This window comes from Synechococcus sp. CS-1326 (genome assembly GCF_025128115.1).
In the GTDB taxonomy this organism is placed as follows: domain Bacteria; phylum Cyanobacteriota; class Cyanobacteriia; order PCC-6307; family Cyanobiaceae; genus Regnicoccus.
The window spans coordinates 29447-44111 of the sequence record NZ_JAHLYV010000019.1 but is presented as its reverse complement, the minus strand read 5'-3'; the positions used below and the strand labels follow the sequence as shown (position 1 = coordinate 44111).

10 protein-coding genes are annotated in these 14665 nt (G+C 57.2%); 3 read left to right on the top strand and 7 right to left on the bottom strand.

What is annotated here, in order from left to right:
- Positions 1-358 precede the first annotated feature (358 nt).
- From KQ307_RS06805 to KQ307_RS06795, 3 genes are all read right to left on the bottom strand, one after another.
- Positions 359-2188, bottom strand: coding sequence for an ABC transporter ATP-binding protein (locus KQ307_RS06805; protein ID WP_259727409.1), 1830 nt, complete (start codon positions 2186-2188; stop codon positions 359-361).
- Positions 2189-3080: 892 nt separating this feature from the next.
- The gene (locus KQ307_RS06800) at positions 3081-3593 is read right to left on the bottom strand and encodes a dual specificity protein phosphatase family protein (RefSeq protein WP_259727408.1); all 513 of its coding nucleotides are present in this window, start codon (positions 3591-3593) and stop codon (positions 3081-3083) included.
- Positions 3593-4714, bottom strand: a complete 1122-nt coding sequence (locus KQ307_RS06795; protein WP_259727407.1) for a polysaccharide biosynthesis/export family protein — start codon at positions 4712-4714, stop codon at positions 3593-3595. Before KQ307_RS06795 ends, KQ307_RS06800 begins: the two co-directional genes overlap by 1 nt.
- A 98-nt stretch (positions 4715-4812) precedes the next feature.
- Here KQ307_RS06795 and KQ307_RS06790 point away from each other — a divergent pair, with 98 nt between their 5' ends.
- Together KQ307_RS06790 and KQ307_RS06785 are read left to right on the top strand one after the other, a co-directional pair.
- A complete protein-coding gene (locus KQ307_RS06790) occupies positions 4813-7257 on the top strand; it encodes a polysaccharide biosynthesis tyrosine autokinase (RefSeq protein WP_259727406.1) in 2445 nt (814 codons plus the stop codon).
- A gap of 281 nt (positions 7258-7538) precedes the next feature.
- Positions 7539-9302, top strand: coding sequence for a hypothetical protein (locus tag KQ307_RS06785; RefSeq protein ID WP_259727405.1), 1764 nt, complete (start codon positions 7539-7541; stop codon positions 9300-9302).
- 54 nt (positions 9303-9356) lie between these two features.
- Here the strand turns inward: KQ307_RS06785 and KQ307_RS06780 are convergent, their stop codons facing one another.
- The 4 genes from KQ307_RS06780 to KQ307_RS06765 are packed head-to-tail and all read right to left on the bottom strand — an operon-like array spanning position 9357 to position 14102.
- Positions 9357-9650: an acyl carrier protein gene (locus KQ307_RS06780; protein WP_259727404.1), complete on the bottom strand. Its 294-nt coding sequence runs from the start codon at positions 9648-9650 to the stop codon at positions 9357-9359.
- A gap of 57 nt (positions 9651-9707) precedes the next feature.
- Positions 9708-11510: a fatty acyl-AMP ligase gene (locus KQ307_RS06775; RefSeq protein ID WP_259727403.1), complete on the bottom strand. Its 1803-nt coding sequence runs from the start codon at positions 11508-11510 to the stop codon at positions 9708-9710.
- On the bottom strand, positions 11507-12973 hold the full coding sequence (locus tag KQ307_RS06770; RefSeq protein WP_259727402.1) for a cytochrome P450: 1467 nt from the start codon (positions 12971-12973) through the stop codon (positions 11507-11509). Before KQ307_RS06770 ends, KQ307_RS06775 begins: the two co-directional genes overlap by 4 nt.
- Positions 12900-14102 carry a hypothetical protein gene (locus tag KQ307_RS06765; protein ID WP_259727401.1) on the bottom strand — a complete coding sequence of 401 codons (1203 nt, stop codon included), beginning with the start codon at positions 14100-14102 and terminating at the stop codon, positions 12900-12902. The genes KQ307_RS06770 and KQ307_RS06765 overlap by 74 nt, the downstream gene beginning before the upstream one ends.
- 3 nt (positions 14103-14105) lie before the next feature.
- Here KQ307_RS06765 and KQ307_RS06760 point away from each other — a divergent pair, with 3 nt between their 5' ends.
- Positions 14106-14651 (top strand): SRPBCC family protein, encoded by a 546-nt coding sequence (locus KQ307_RS06760; RefSeq protein WP_259727400.1) that lies wholly within the window; start codon positions 14106-14108, stop codon positions 14649-14651.
- Positions 14652-14665 lie beyond the last annotated feature (14 nt).

Here is a 14665-nt window from a genome sequence, read left to right as displayed (position 1 = left end):
CGCGTCCCAGTCGCTGTCGGCGATGCCAGTGGGAGCGGAGTTCATCTCAAGCGATCTCTGCTTGAGATCCAACCGGATGGCGGCGACCTGTCAAGGCTCGCCGTTCAGATCAGGCTTGGTACGACCCCTGAACGCATACGTCTACGCTCACCATTTACTGTTCGCCTTGAGAGAGGCTTCCTAGACTCGAACTAGCCCGAGGATTCACTCAGAGAAGATGCATGTCAACCCAACGCTGGCAGCGCCAACATCCGCAAGCAGGACAATGCAAAATATGATTGTCAATGTATCATTTATGCATATGCTACCACGGTTGGAAAAATCAAGTTAACATAGCGAAAAGAATGAATTTATCAAACTAGTCTGAGGATTTAGAAGCCGACGCCGTAACCAAAGCCTCAAAACGGGAGTTTGACATCTTAAGTTCAGAATAAGTTCCAGCCCCAATAATTTGGCCATGTTCAAGATAGATGATGCGATCGCATCGCTGTACGGTACTAAGCCTGTGTGCAATCAGGATTACCGTGATGTCGCGGCTGAGATCTTCAATGGCACCCATTACCTCAGCCTCCGTGCGATTGTCCAACGCGCTTGTGGCCTCGTCAAGAACCAATACATCAGCCCGCTTGTAAAGAGCACGAGCGATACCAATACGTTGGCGCTGACCTCCGCTGAGACGAACACCCCGTTCACCTACAAGAGCATTGTACCCCTCGGGACTGGATTCGATCATCTCAGCGATTCGTGCTTGCTGAGCAGCAAGGCGAACACGACAGTGATCGATCTGGTCTTCAGGTATCCCGAAGGCGATGTTCGAGGCAAAGCTCGCGTCACTAAGATAGATATATTGCGGAACATGCGCAACTCGGTCCTGCCAGGCCCTAACGATGCCGTGTGATCCGTGCAGATTCTCACCTTGGACCAGTACATGACCACTGGTAGGTTGCAATAATCCAAGGATCAAATCACTGCAGGTGCTCTTACCGCTGCCGGTAGTACCCACGAAAGCCAGGCGCTCTCCAGGAGGCACAACCAGGTTCAGATCACGTAAAACCCAAGGGGTATCTGAGCTGTAACGAAAACTTACCCCAGCGAGTTCAACTAGAGACCCTGGATTAACTGAAGATAGGGGTTGATGGGGCTGGGAATCAATGTCTCCAAAGCGATTAACATTAGAGTTAAAGAAGGGACGCAGACGTACCAGAGAAGCCTGGTTAGCCTGCAGTGTACTTACAGAACTAAAACATTGCTGTAGCGGCTGAAGAAGTCGGTAGGCTCCCAATGCCAGTGTGCCCAAAAGGGGAAGTTGCTGTTCGATGCCCTGCCCCCTCAAGGCCAGGCTCAAGGACAAACCCACAATGAGCAACACAGCGAAGCCTTCAATCAAGTACCTCGGAACTTGAGCTTTGGTGGCATTAGCTGCCATGGCCAGACGATACGAAAGAACCCGGCTGAGATATTTTGTACGAAAATAATTCTGGCTCCGATCCAGCAACACATCACGGATACCACCAATAGCCTCCTGGGCCAGCTGCAAACTGCTCTGAAAATTAACCCTGGCACGCTGTCCATCGACCCTCATAGAACCCCTCGTGAAGTGGAACACCAGTGCGTAAAACACTGCCAGCAAAGGGGCAACTACGAGCATGACCCCTGGCGCTAGGGCTACCAACGACCCCCCCAGCAACACCACCACAGCAAGGTTTATAGCCAATAGCAATAGTGCCTTGACGCTAACCGCAACCTGCTCAACGTCATGGGTGAGGTGGCCCATCAGGGCACTGCTGTTCTGCTCAAGGTGCCATGAGAAAGGGCGCCGAAGCACCTCAGAAAAGACTTGATCCGATAGATCGGTTGCGATTAAGCCAGCCAGGCGCAGTTGGGAATGAGTGGTGAACACACGCAACGCCGTGCTGAGCACCACCACGGCCATGAAGGCTAAACCCATGATGAGCAAGAGGTGTTGACTGGGCAGGGCCTGAAGGGGACGTGCCAGCGGCCCCAAAGCATTCAACCCATCCCTTGGATCAGCCAACAATCGCAAAAATGGCAGCAAGGCACCTAGGTTGGCCACCTCTCCAGCCGCAGCAAGCAAGCTGAGCAATTGAAGAGCAACCAACTGCCGCCGCCGCCTAAGGCTAAGGGAGGTCCATATTGGACGCAGTTTGTACAGCAATCGGGTAAGCATTCAGCCCTCCCAAATGAGAATAATCTTCAGCCCAATCGGCACAGTCATAGGCAGATCAATAAGAAACGGCCAACTGACATCAGTTGAAGCATTCACGCCAACCTCATCGCAATCCTGTGCTGTATGCCAATTGGTCACCATCGGATTCACGACAAAAACAGTGCAGCCTTCTTAAGCCGATCCCAAGAGGGTCCTCCTCTGCCAGGAAAGTTGACGCCTCTCCATCTCGACCATTTTTTCTACAAAGAGGCTCGGTGGAGCGATTCGATACGTCGGCACAGCGAGGCCGTAAAAGCTGCAACAATTCCTCAGAGAGAGCTACAAGATTCGGATGTTAGCTTGGCACACCAATTAGAAAGCGAAGAAGCATATGCTGAACGGTAACTCCATAGACTCCAGGATGGTAGGGGCCCTAAGGGTGGGCTGATGACGGCTGTTCCAGAATAAATAGCGCTTGAGGAGACTGTCATGAATCAGTCCGTACTCCTTGCACTCACAGCGGCCGAAACGGAAACAATCAGGCCAGCACGCTTCCTCTAGGGCGGTCCTTCATTCCTCCTCCGTGCCGTAAATCTGGATGGACCCTGGCAACCACAGGCCTGCATGGGACTCAATCTAACTCATGACCATGAAAGGAGCCCCTGGTACACGGATATGCCCCCCGTCGCAACATCTTTCATCTGATTTAACTGCCTAATCAAATTAAGCCATGAAACCAATAGATGCTCCCTCCTAAGAAATTATTACTGGCAAAACTCAAGATTGCTGATCTCAAAAAACAAAACAAAATGTGCGTATAAAGTCTACCAAGATCGGAAAGGAGCGCAAGCTCAACTATCTCTGATCATTGAATAAGATCATATCACATCGATTTGCCGATTGTGTGTATTTGCTAACGGTACATCTTTTGATAGTGGTGCCTTGGATCAGCATTCAGTTCGTCCGGATCCAAAATTGCGGAGACCTTGATCCATTCGTCAAGAACCTCAAGCTGGGTGGGCAGTGGATTGGTACCCGAGTGTGCCTGCATCAAGTAATCGAGAGCCTGATGTCGGCTCAACTTCCGCTCACGGATCAACCAGGCCAAGCAGATAAGTGGAGAACGTTCCATCGCTGCAACACAGTGAACGAAAACTGGCCCAGTAAGACGCAATTTATGCAATAGTACGAGCGCCCGGCTAATCTCGTCAACCCTCACCAAGCGCTCACTGCGATGGTCTGGAAGTACAAGCCTGTCCCAGGCAAAGCGTGATTTGATTCCAGAAGGAAGGGGGGCCTCTTCTTCCGAAGCGAGGCATAACACAGCTGTCACTCCTTCTCGTTGAAGCCGATCCAGATGCCGCTCAGCCCTCGGAGCCGGCCCTACTGCCAAAGCATCAGTGAGTACCCAGCTGATTCTGAACATCAGTTATTATTAAGGAGCCGGAACAAGGTAAGAACGTTGACAAGGCCACTGAGTGGCTGGGTGACTGCGCCAATGGCATCGGACGCCACCGCAAAGCCGCTGCGATTGACCAACACCGTATCCCCATTACGAAGTGGGGGATTTTTGGCATTCGAAGCTCCTTGGCTTAGGTCCATGGTAAAAACGTCCCGGGTGGCGGTTCCGTTACGATTGATGCGAATCAACTCCACTTTGCTCTGACTGGCCCTCCAAGACTCCAAACCTCCTGCTGCGAGTACCGCCTGAACCAGTGGTATGTTAGCCGCAACTTGCAATCTGCCAGGTTTTTTCACTTCACCCACGACGTTCACAGTTATCTCCTGTGGCGAAAGGTTAACTGCGGCGAGTTCAATGGCTTCCCGAACCGGCTGATCTGCCTTTTCGATTAGCATTGTATCGCCATCGAATAAGAGCGGGTTCTGAAGTTGATCGCCTGTCTGCACCAAAGCCAGCAAATCAAGACGGGTGCGCTTGAATGTCGGTGACTCACCAGGCAAGCGACGCTGCAGTATCACATTCCGCAGGTCGGCATTCAGGGTAATCCCGCCAGCTTTCTGGATGACATCCACTACAGTAGGAAGGCCGCTGATCGTCGTAGCAGGAGCACCCTCTGTCTGGCTCACTTCACTGGTGGTGAGAGAATAAACGCCGGGACGTTGCACTTCTCCAACAATTGCAACTCGAATCGGCCGAGGGCGAATAACTCGAAGAAGTAAATCAGGACGCTTCATCTGCTGGCGGAATAGGCCTGTGAGCCAAAAGTTGGCCTGGGACAAAGTCAGTCCAGTGAGTCGGACGCTGCCGATCAGCGGCATGCTGGCGGTTCCGTCGCTGAGGACATCAATGGGGCCCGAAAGCTCAGAAGCATCATAAAGCCTCAAATCCAGACCATCGCCAGCGCCGATGATGTAAGAGTCGTCCTGCGGCACGGCGGGCGGGCGGGGTGATTCTGGAACATCGGTTCCCAAAGCAAGGTCTTGGAGCGCCGCCCCCTTGGCCAAGCACAGCCCAGACGAGAGGAAGTGCGAACCAAGCAGAACGCAGAAAAGCAGATACCTGGCATGGAAAAGCCTCAAAGTCATCGTTTCAGCAGCTTAAAGCCAGTTTGTGCAGAGGCAACAACGCCCATTCCCTACCGTGACCATTCACCGTATGGTAAGCCCATATTGAAGCGCAGGCATTGACCAACCTGATCCCTAGGCCAGGTTCCACACCGGCTCGCGGCAGGGTTCCAGCGGTCGACAAACCCACCGCGGCAGACCCCCCAGGCACCCAATGGTTGCAGATTGAAAACCAGGATTTGGCCCAAGATGCTGAGGAAATCAACCTCTCAGAGATCTGGGGAGCTATCCGCCGCAGAAAACGCCTCGTGGCGATCACTGCTGGGGTGATCGTGTTAGCCACCTTGGCGACCACGATCCACGAACGCACTTTCTCACCGGTTTTTGAGGGCTCGTTTGATTTGTTAATCAGCGATCCGATGTCCGACGATACAAAAGGCAATTTAACCACAGGAACGGTTTTTGATCAACTATCCCAGAACGCGTCAAATACGGATACCCCTACATTGATCGAAGTGCTTCGCAGTCCAGCAATACTCGATAGTGTTGCCAAGAAGTTCGATACAACAGCTGGAGCTCTCGCAGACCGACTCAGGATTGCCGTGGGTGGAGTCAGACAAAATCAGGCGGAAGGTGTTCTGAAGATCAGCATCACTGGAACCGATCCAAGCGAGGATCAGAAACTGCTCGTGGCAATCAGCCAAGCCTACCTACGCTATTCACTGAATCAACGCCAACAGCGTCTCAGCGAAGGGCTTCGCTTTCTGGATCGACAGGCACCAGCCCTTGAAGCTAAGACCAATCAACTTCAGAGCCAACTGGCGCGGTTCCGAGAAGCCAACAACCTGCTTCAGCCAACCGAAGAGGGTGTTGCCCTGAAAATCCAGCTTGCAGAGCTTGAGAATCAGCGGGCAACTCTTAAAGCTGACCGCTCCCGACTGCTCTCCGTGAGCGCCTCAATCGAGAATGGAACCCTCACTGCCCAAGGATTCAAAGAGGCAATCGGCACAGCCAATGTCAGCGGGACCACCAACAATGATGGCTTGTCTGTATCTGGTTCAAGTCAAGCGATTCTTGAGCAGCTCACCAAAGTGGAGCAGCAATTGGCAGAGGCCCAAGCCCGCTTCACTCCATCTTCCACCATGGTGCGGGGCCTCCAGGCACGTCGAGACGGGATGATTCCCCTGCTTCGTAGCAACCAACTCGAAGCCGTTGCATCCGCTGTCACCCTCAATGCAAACCGACTGGAATCGCTCGACAATCAGGTGGCTCGTCTCACGGCGACCTTTCAGAAACAGCCAGCCCTCATCAAGCAATTCGAAGATATCCAGCAGCGTCTCACGATCGCCCAGGAGAACCAGGCCGGCTTCATCAAATCACGGGAGAACTTTCAACTGGAGCTGGCTCAACGCAGCATTCCCTGGAGTGTGCTGTCACCTCCAAATGTCTCCCCAGAACCTGTCAAGCCTTCGCTCAAGCGGAACATGGCTTTAGGCCTTCTGCTTGGACTCGTAGGCGGTGTTGCCGCCGGCTTGATCCGTGACCGCTTCGATCACGTCTTTCACCACCCCGGCGAGGTTCGCGACGACCTCAAGCAGCCCCTGCTGGGCCATGTGCCCCATGTGTCCTTCTTCCGTGGTGTTCGCGAAGACCGCCGCTTCCTGCTGGCTGAACTGGATCAGAGCGTTTCGCCAGAGAACGAAGCGTTGACAGAGGAGAAACGCAGAGCAATCGGCTATCAGCGCTTCTTCTACCAGGAAGCCTTCCGGAACCTCTACACCAGCCTGCGGTTTCTAAACAGTGAACGCCCCCTCCGCTCGATCTCGATCACCAGCTCCCAGCCCAGCGAAGGCAAGAGCCTGGTGAACATTCTGCTGGCCAAAACCCTTTCAGAAATGGGGCAACGGGTGCTGATCGTGGATGCAGACCTGCGCAAACCCCAGCTGCATCAACGGCTTGGCCTCGACAACCTGATCGGCCTCTCCAACCTGCTCAGCGGCGATGCCGACCGCTGGCAAGATGCCATTCAACCTGTGCCCGGTTATGCCAACTGGTTTGCCCTCACCAGTGGCCGGCGCCCCCCCGACCCCGCCCGGCTGCTCGGCTCACCGCGGATGGCGGAATTCGTGAGGCAGGTGGCTGAATCCGGCCAGTTTGACCTGATTCTCTACGACACCCCCCCCGTGCTCGGCCTCGCCGATGCCCTGTTGGTGGCTGAACAACTCGATGGCATGGTGCTGCTGGTCAGCCTTGCCCGCGTCGATCGAGCCTTGCCCCGCGAATCGATCGAGCGCATCCGCTCGGCCGGCGCCCCGCTTCTCGGCATTCTCACCAATGCGATCAAGGAGGAGAAACAACGAGACAACGCCTATGGCTATGGCTACGGCCGTTATGGCAAGGGTTACGGCTATGGTTCACATGACTACCGAACCGCTTACGCCTACTACGGCACTGACGACACCAGCTCGGCAACTGGTCAGAACGACAGAACGCTCAAGGCAGGGGCTGCAAATCCCAGACGGAAAGAATGGGGCAGGAAGCTGATGGGCTGGCTCGATCGGTGATTTTCTTGCCATCACCTCGCCACCTCCTGCTGATCAGCGGGGCCACTTGCACTGTGATCTCCGCCCTGATTGCTTCAGCAGGCCAGGCCCAACCGTTCCAGAAAGAAGCAACCACCCCAAGCCGACCGCTCTGGGAGCTTGTCCCCCCCGTCGCGCCGATCGAACCTGCAACTTCTCCGGATCCAGGCAGCACGCCGATTCCCCAACCGGCCAGACAACTGGTCTGGACCTCGGCAGACGAAGTCCCTGCCTCCAGCTCAAGCGGGCGGCAACTGGAATGGGTGGCTGTGGATCCAGGCGACACAGATCCGCTCACCCCATTCAGCTACGCCCTCGCCACCATCGCCTCCGATTCCACCACCCGGCTGGCGGTTGAAACCATCGAGGCCGACAACACGCCGAAATCAGCGGATGAGGCCCTGGCCTTCGCTCGCAGCCTTCCACCCCCGGCAGCCAGTTATCTGCCCCTGCTGCGGCTTGGCCTGGCTGTGCCCACCGCCAATCAGCTGGAATCGGAGGGCCTGCAGATCGCCTATGGCCAGATCGCTTCTCCCCAGGGCGGGGAATCCAGCGGCACCGGCAACCAGAATTACTACGTTCGCGGCGACATCGGCCTGACCCAGCGCCTGCAGCTCTCCGGCTTCTACAGCGTCGCGGACGACCCCCTCTTTGCCAGGATTCCGAGCAAACCGATCCAACCGGCCAACCGCTGGGAGGTGTTCGGTGCTGCAGCCCAGTGGCAACTGAGCAAAAGCGAGCGTTGGGCCCTGGCGATCACCGCTTCCCTTGAGCAGTTCACGGTAGGCAGCGGCGGCTCCGACTTCGGCCGGGGCACCAATGCCTTCAGGCCCTCGGTTTCTTCCAACATCTTCAACGACAGCAACAAGCGTGTTGAAACCAACAACATCGTCGGCTCGATCGGCCTTCCAATCAGCTGGCAGGTCAGCCGCACCCTGCAACTGAGCTTCACCCCCGGAGCCAGTTTTCTTCCGGCCAGCCAGGGGGGCGGACAGGGTGGAGCCGGCACCTTCTTCGGCAGCTCAATCACCCTGGCCGCCGGGTTGAGCTGGCGGCCCTCACCCCAGTTGAACCTGTTTGCCTCCGGCCTTGTCCCCTTCGGGCCAGGCACCAACAGTTTCGATCGCAACCTCGATTTTTACCGGGTCCCGATCTACACAGCCGGGCTGAACTACGCCCTCAATCCACGCATCAGCCTGGAGGGTGCGATCACCAATGGCTTCGGCGGCAGCCCCGCCACCGCCTTGCTGGCCTTGCCCAGCCAGGAACAACTGCTCTACACAGGCCGCTTCGTCTACTCGATCCAGGCGGAAGATTCACCGCCGATCGCCCTGAGCCGCCGCCAGCGCAGTCTGGCCATTGGTGGCGTAACGGTGAACACCGCCGTTGTCCCCCCTGAAGGCTCTGTGCAGATCTCAGCGAATGCTGACAATCTGGGCAACCTGTTCGGCTTTGTCGGCTATTCGGCCTCCAACGATTTCCAGCTCCAGCTCTGGGGAGGTGGGGTGTTCAACGGCATTGATCCCTTCACCCCCCTGAGCGACCGATTCGCTTCCGATGATGGCCTTAACCAGCGCTTCGGCGGCAAGGCTGTGCTGTTCAGCCAGCTGCGCGGTGCCCCGTTCTCCGGTGGTGGACGCATCACCGTGGGACGCAACGAAGACCCGGCCAGCCTGCAGGGCTACCTGTTCTTCGAAACAATGGGCACCTGGGAGGTGACCCCCTGGCTGGCCCTGAACTCCAATCCCAAAGTGGCCTGGAACGGCACCAGCACCGCCTATGGCCTGGGCCTGAGTGCCAATGTGCAGCTGGGGCGCTGGTTTCAATTCATTCCAGAACTGAACCTGGTGGCAGACGAAGACTCCGACTCAGCCGGCACCAATGGCACCGCCGCCCTGCGCTGGATTCCCAGCGACTCCGCCATGGTCGACGTTTACGTGAGCAACGCCGCCGGTCTGCTCGACATCGGTCAGCTGCTCGGCAACAGCCAGGTGCGGGTGGGTGGACGGCTCACCCTGTTGTTCTGAAGCCGTTGCAGAGTGCTGCCGAAGCTGCTCTGGAGAGCGGGATGACCTGGCTCGTCAGGTGTGGGCTGAGGCCATCTGCTCAGCGAGTGCGCCACTGAGACTCTCGATCGTGGTGTACTGATAAAGCAACGTGGGGTTGATTTTGCAGCCAAGCCACTCCTCCAAGTCGCCCGTCAAACCGATTGCCAGAGAAGAATCCACCCCCAGTTCTTCAAATTGAAGCGCAGGATCGATCGTGTCCGCAGGAACCTGAAACAGATCAGCAAGGTAATCAATCACCCAGCCGCTGATATCCTCTGCTGTGATCTCAGTGTTCATAGCAAGTTGCGATAGGAGAATGTTTTGCATCCACATTCCAAAACTTAGCATCAGCGGGTGCCAGCATCCCTGGACTCCGCAGACCATTCATTCAGCGCTCATCCCTGGTTGGGGCCAACCACGCACCACCGCCAGACTTCCGGCCAGAAACTCCATGCGGCAATGATCTCGCCTCACCTTTCCACTCGTTGTTCGGGGGATCGTGGCGGGCTTGATCAGCACAACCGCATCAAGGCGAACCCCATGCACGGAGAGTACACTTGTGCGGATGGCCTCGATGCAATCGCTGGGGCTGATCGACCTGAGCGCCATTCGCTCCACTTCCTGAACCATGATCACCTGCTCACGCCCCTCTCTCTCCAGGGAAAAGGCAGCCCCACCACCAGCCTGCAGGCCGTCAGCACAGTGCTCAACGGTCAGCTCGATCTCGTGGGGGTAATGGGTTTTGCCATGGAGGATGATGATGTCCTTGATACGACCGGTGACGAACAGGTTGTTCTCCTGGATGAAACCCAGATCTCCTGTTCTCAGAAACGGTCCCACTCCTGAATCAGCCAATCGGGCTGCAAAGATCTGGGCTGTTTCCTGCGGGCGGTTTCTATAACCGTTGGCCACACTCATTCCCTGAACCCAGATCTCACCCACGCGATCAGCTGGGCATCGAACTCGAGTCACCGGATCAACGATCAGAACCTGGTGATCCAACCCCTCCCGGCCACAACCCACAATGCCGATGCTCTGATCCGAAGGCACATCGCAGCCCACTACCTGGTTCTCCATCAGCCCCTCTCGGCTGACCTGTTTCACAACGACCGGCTGGCGAACCTGGCTGCCCGTGACGAACAGCGTTGCTTCCGCCAGGCCATAGCAGGGATAAAACGCGTCCCGATTGAATCCGCAGCTTGAAAATGTGTCAGCAAAGCGTTGAATCGTCGCCGAACGAACAGTTTCTGCACCGATGAAGGCAAGCGTCCACGAGCTCAGATCCAGTTGATCACGCTGGGCCGCTCCAATCTTCTGAACACAAAGGTCGTAGGCGAAGGTGGGTCCACCACTGGTGGTTGCCTGGTAGTGACTGATGGCCTGGAGCCAGCGCAGCGGTCGTTGGATGAAGTGAAAGGGAGACATCAGAATGCAGGGTCTGCCGATGTACAGCCCTTGCAACAGATTGCCGATCAACCCCATGTCATGAAAATGGGGAAGCCAGCCAATACCAATCGTGGTTCGATCATGTCGAAAGGCCTTTCGGATCAGCTCTTCATTGCTGAGAACATTGGCGTGGGAAACCACAACCCCCCTGGGGGCATTGGTGGTGCCGGAGGTGTATTGGAAAAAAGCGGCGGAATTGACGGAAGGATCCGCCGGATGCCAGTCAGGGGAAGGCTCCACACTGATCTGATCGGTGGCCAGCAGGCGCAGTGACTGCGCCCAGTCGTGCTTGCTGGGGTCCTTATGGAGTGCTTCAAGAATATCGGAACTGGTCAGAACCAGGCGGGTGCCGGCATCGCTGAGGATGGCCGTGAGGCCACCCAGCCGCTTCAGGCCAGGGGGGGTCTGAACCGGGATCGCCACCAGGCCCGCAAACAGGCAGCCGAAAAAAGCTTCGATGAACCCCAGACCTGGGTGATACAGCAAGCCAACCGCTTCGGAATGAACCTCCAGGCCCTGCAACGAGGCGCCGATTCGTCTGGCTTGCCGCTCAAGCTGGAGGTAGGTGATCGCCTCCTCCTGGCGCTCGCCATCGCGCAGAAACACATAGGCCACCCCCTCCGGCTGGCTGCGCGCCCTGTAGCGCAGGAGATCCACCAGGGTGCTGCAGGCCTGCTCCGGCCGATCTCCGCCGGAGGCAGCAGACGACCAGGGCCAGCAGGCATCGGGCGCCACGATCACAGCCGCCGCAGCTTCACCTGCACGCCATTCACGGAGCGCAAGGTTAAACGCGCCACCAGATCGGGGCGGTGGCCGGGGTCCGGCAGGATCTCGTAGCGGCGCACCAGTTCAGCCAGCACCAGCAACGCCTCCTGCAGGGCAAAGGCCGCGCCGGGGCATTTCCGGGGCCCCAGACCGAACGGCAGGAAGGCCTCCCTGGCCAGGCGACGCTCCTCCACGCTGGCCTCCTCCGCCAGAAAACGCTCGGGGCGGAACTGATGCGGATCGCTCCAGTTCTGCTCGTGACGCTGAATCACCCAGGGCGAGATCGTCAGCAGGGAACCCACCGGACAGCGCTGATCCAGCAGGGTGGTGGACTGCTGGGCTTCGCGCATGAAAAAGGAAACAGGGGGGTAGAGCCGAAGCGTTTCATTGAACAGGGCAGTTCCGTAGGGTAAGTATCGCAAAGCCTCGAAACCAAGGGGGCCGTCCTGGCCCGCCAGGGCTGCGGTCACCTCCTGACGAAGACGCACTTGGGCGTCTGGGACCTGGGCCAGCAGATAGACAGCCATCGCCAGGGCACTGGCCGAGGTTTCATGGCCGGCCAGAAAGAGGAAGCAGACCTGATCGAGCAACTCCTCCAGGCCGAAGGATGAGCCGGTGAGCGGATCGCGGGCCTCGATCAGGGCCTGAAGCAGATCCTGGGCATTCGTTGCCTGGTCTGCGGTGGAAGCCGCGAGGCGTGCTTCGATCGCGGCCCGGATCCAGGCCCGGATCCGGCCGGCATGGGTGGCCAGGTAGCGGTTGAGCAGGCCCTGGGGTACCCGCAGCAGGCTCAGCATCACCGCCTGGCCGGCCCGTCGCTGGTAGCGGGCGAAGTCGCCGAAGATCATCGCCGCCTCAGGGCCGGCCAGGGGCCGCGACAGGATCGTTCGCACGATCACATCAGCCGCCACCAGGGTCATCTCGGCATCGATCGCCACGCTGCGGCCATCGGCGAGGCGGTCGAGGCGAGCGATCAGGTCGCTGGTGGCTCCCTCCATCTGGGGAAAAACCCGCTGCAACTGGGCCACCTGGAAAGCCTGATCCACCAGCCGCCGTTGCCGCTCCCACTCCGACCCATTCACCGAGAAAATGGCACGGCCGATCAGGGGCTGCAGCACCCAGAGCGTGATCGGATGCTTCGGGAACTGCTCAACTTGCTCCACCATCAGCCGCCGCACCGCCGCAGGCAGATTGACCAGGAACAGATGAAAGCCGAAGAAACGAACCCACCGATCGGAATCTGGAAATCCCAGCGGTTCAGCAGGCCCAACCAGGAATGGAGGCCCCGCAACAGACGAAACAGGTAATTCGGCGTGGAAGGCCCCGGGCGGGGATGAACCGGCTCGAAACCGAAGGGACAAGGCATCAGGGCAGTGGGTTGCTCGCCTGCGCCGTGCTCGCCACCGGCTGAAGCACGAGTTCCAGGTAATCAAAGCCACCACTGCGCTCTGGCTCCCGGGTAGCGAGGTATTCAAAATGGAGATCCAACTGACCCTTGATGACCTGCCAGAGGGAGGTGAGGCGCTGGCGATTGGCAAGGGAAATCAACTCGACATCTGGATAGGGGGGACTGGGCTTTGTCAGACCACAGGTGAGGTAAAGATCCACCCCACGCCCGGAAATGAAGTCATCGATGGAACTCACATCCCGCCAAGGTAGCCGCGCACCGTTGAGCAGCTCAACGAGATCCCTGCGAAAGGACAATGCCCGCGGTTGAATGGCCAACAAACTCAGATTCTGGCCAAGACTGAGCATGCTGAGCCGGGATGCAATCGGAGCAAACTCAGGTTGTCGGCGCAACTCTGCCGCCAACATTGCCATCAGAAACGTGCCATTGCTATGACCGACAAGGAGTATTTCCGCAGAGGGTTCCGAAGCTTCAAGCTGAAGAATAGCCATCACAAGTTTATTCAATCGTAGCTTCAGGTCACTCTGGTCATCCACTGCGAGTTGATGGATGAAAGCCATCGACCGAAAAAGCCAAAGAATGCCAAGCCGGTCTGCAAGCAGCCAGGCTTGCCAGAGAATTGTCAAGCTGACTGCAGAGGCTAATTCCAAAGAAATTGGCTTCAGCCATGCAAGATGAACTGTGGCACTAAACGCCAGTGACCCGAGCAGGCCCGCCAAAAGAAATGCACATGCAAAAAACAGGAAAGGATACAGGAAGCAGATGATTCCTGGCAAGGATCCTCGAGCGATCCGCCATAGCACTCCTTGCATCAGCTGATCGCCATACAAAACCAAGCCAGCTCCAAGGAGACGAAGTGGATTGCGCTCCCAACTCTGACGAACAATGTCGTCCCAATGCAAAAAACAGTAATCGAAATCACAACCAGCCTGGCTGCTGGGATCGACCTCATTGACTCGCCAGCGACTCAGAAGCGACAGGGCATCCCTTCGGCGAGAGCCCACGGAAAGTGCCCGCCCAGTCAAATCTGAAAATCGCTTCAGCTGCTGGGAAAACAAGCCGTAATAATAAGAAGCCCCACGTCGATCAAAGCCGCTGATATAATAAATTCTTCGTTCAAACATTGCCTTCTCGCCAGCGGCCCCCTTCACCTCTTCCACCCTATGTCCCTCCCATCCAACCGTTGCTTCGGGATAATCTTAGCGGCAACATCAGCGTGCTCTCCTCTTGCCGTTGCTGCTCCAGCTTCCCAACCCATTCTCAAAGGCAGCCAGGGTTCGTACACCGCCTCGATCGTGGTGGCCACCACCCCGAAGAACGCCTGGAAAGTGCTCACCAACTATGAGGCTACATTTGCCGCCATGCCGGATATCAAGCAGTCCAGGTTGGTCAGCCGCCAGGGCAGCAAACTCGAAGTAGACCAGATCTATCAGGCCCCCTACACCTTCGGGCTGCGCATCAAGGCCCGGCTGGCCATTACGGAAACTCCGCCTCGGCAGACGAGTTATCGGCTGATCAGTGGTGATCGCATCCGCAGCCTCCAGGGCAACTGGACCCTCACGCCTGTGAAGGGGGGCGTGCTGGTGAAGCACCAGATCAGGATCGATCCCGATCTGCCTGCTGTGTTGCGTCCCCTCTATTTTGAACTCAGCGAAACCAACCTCAGGCAATCGATGCAGATTCTGCGCAGCCTGATGGAGAAGGGGTGATCTTTCCTGGCAAG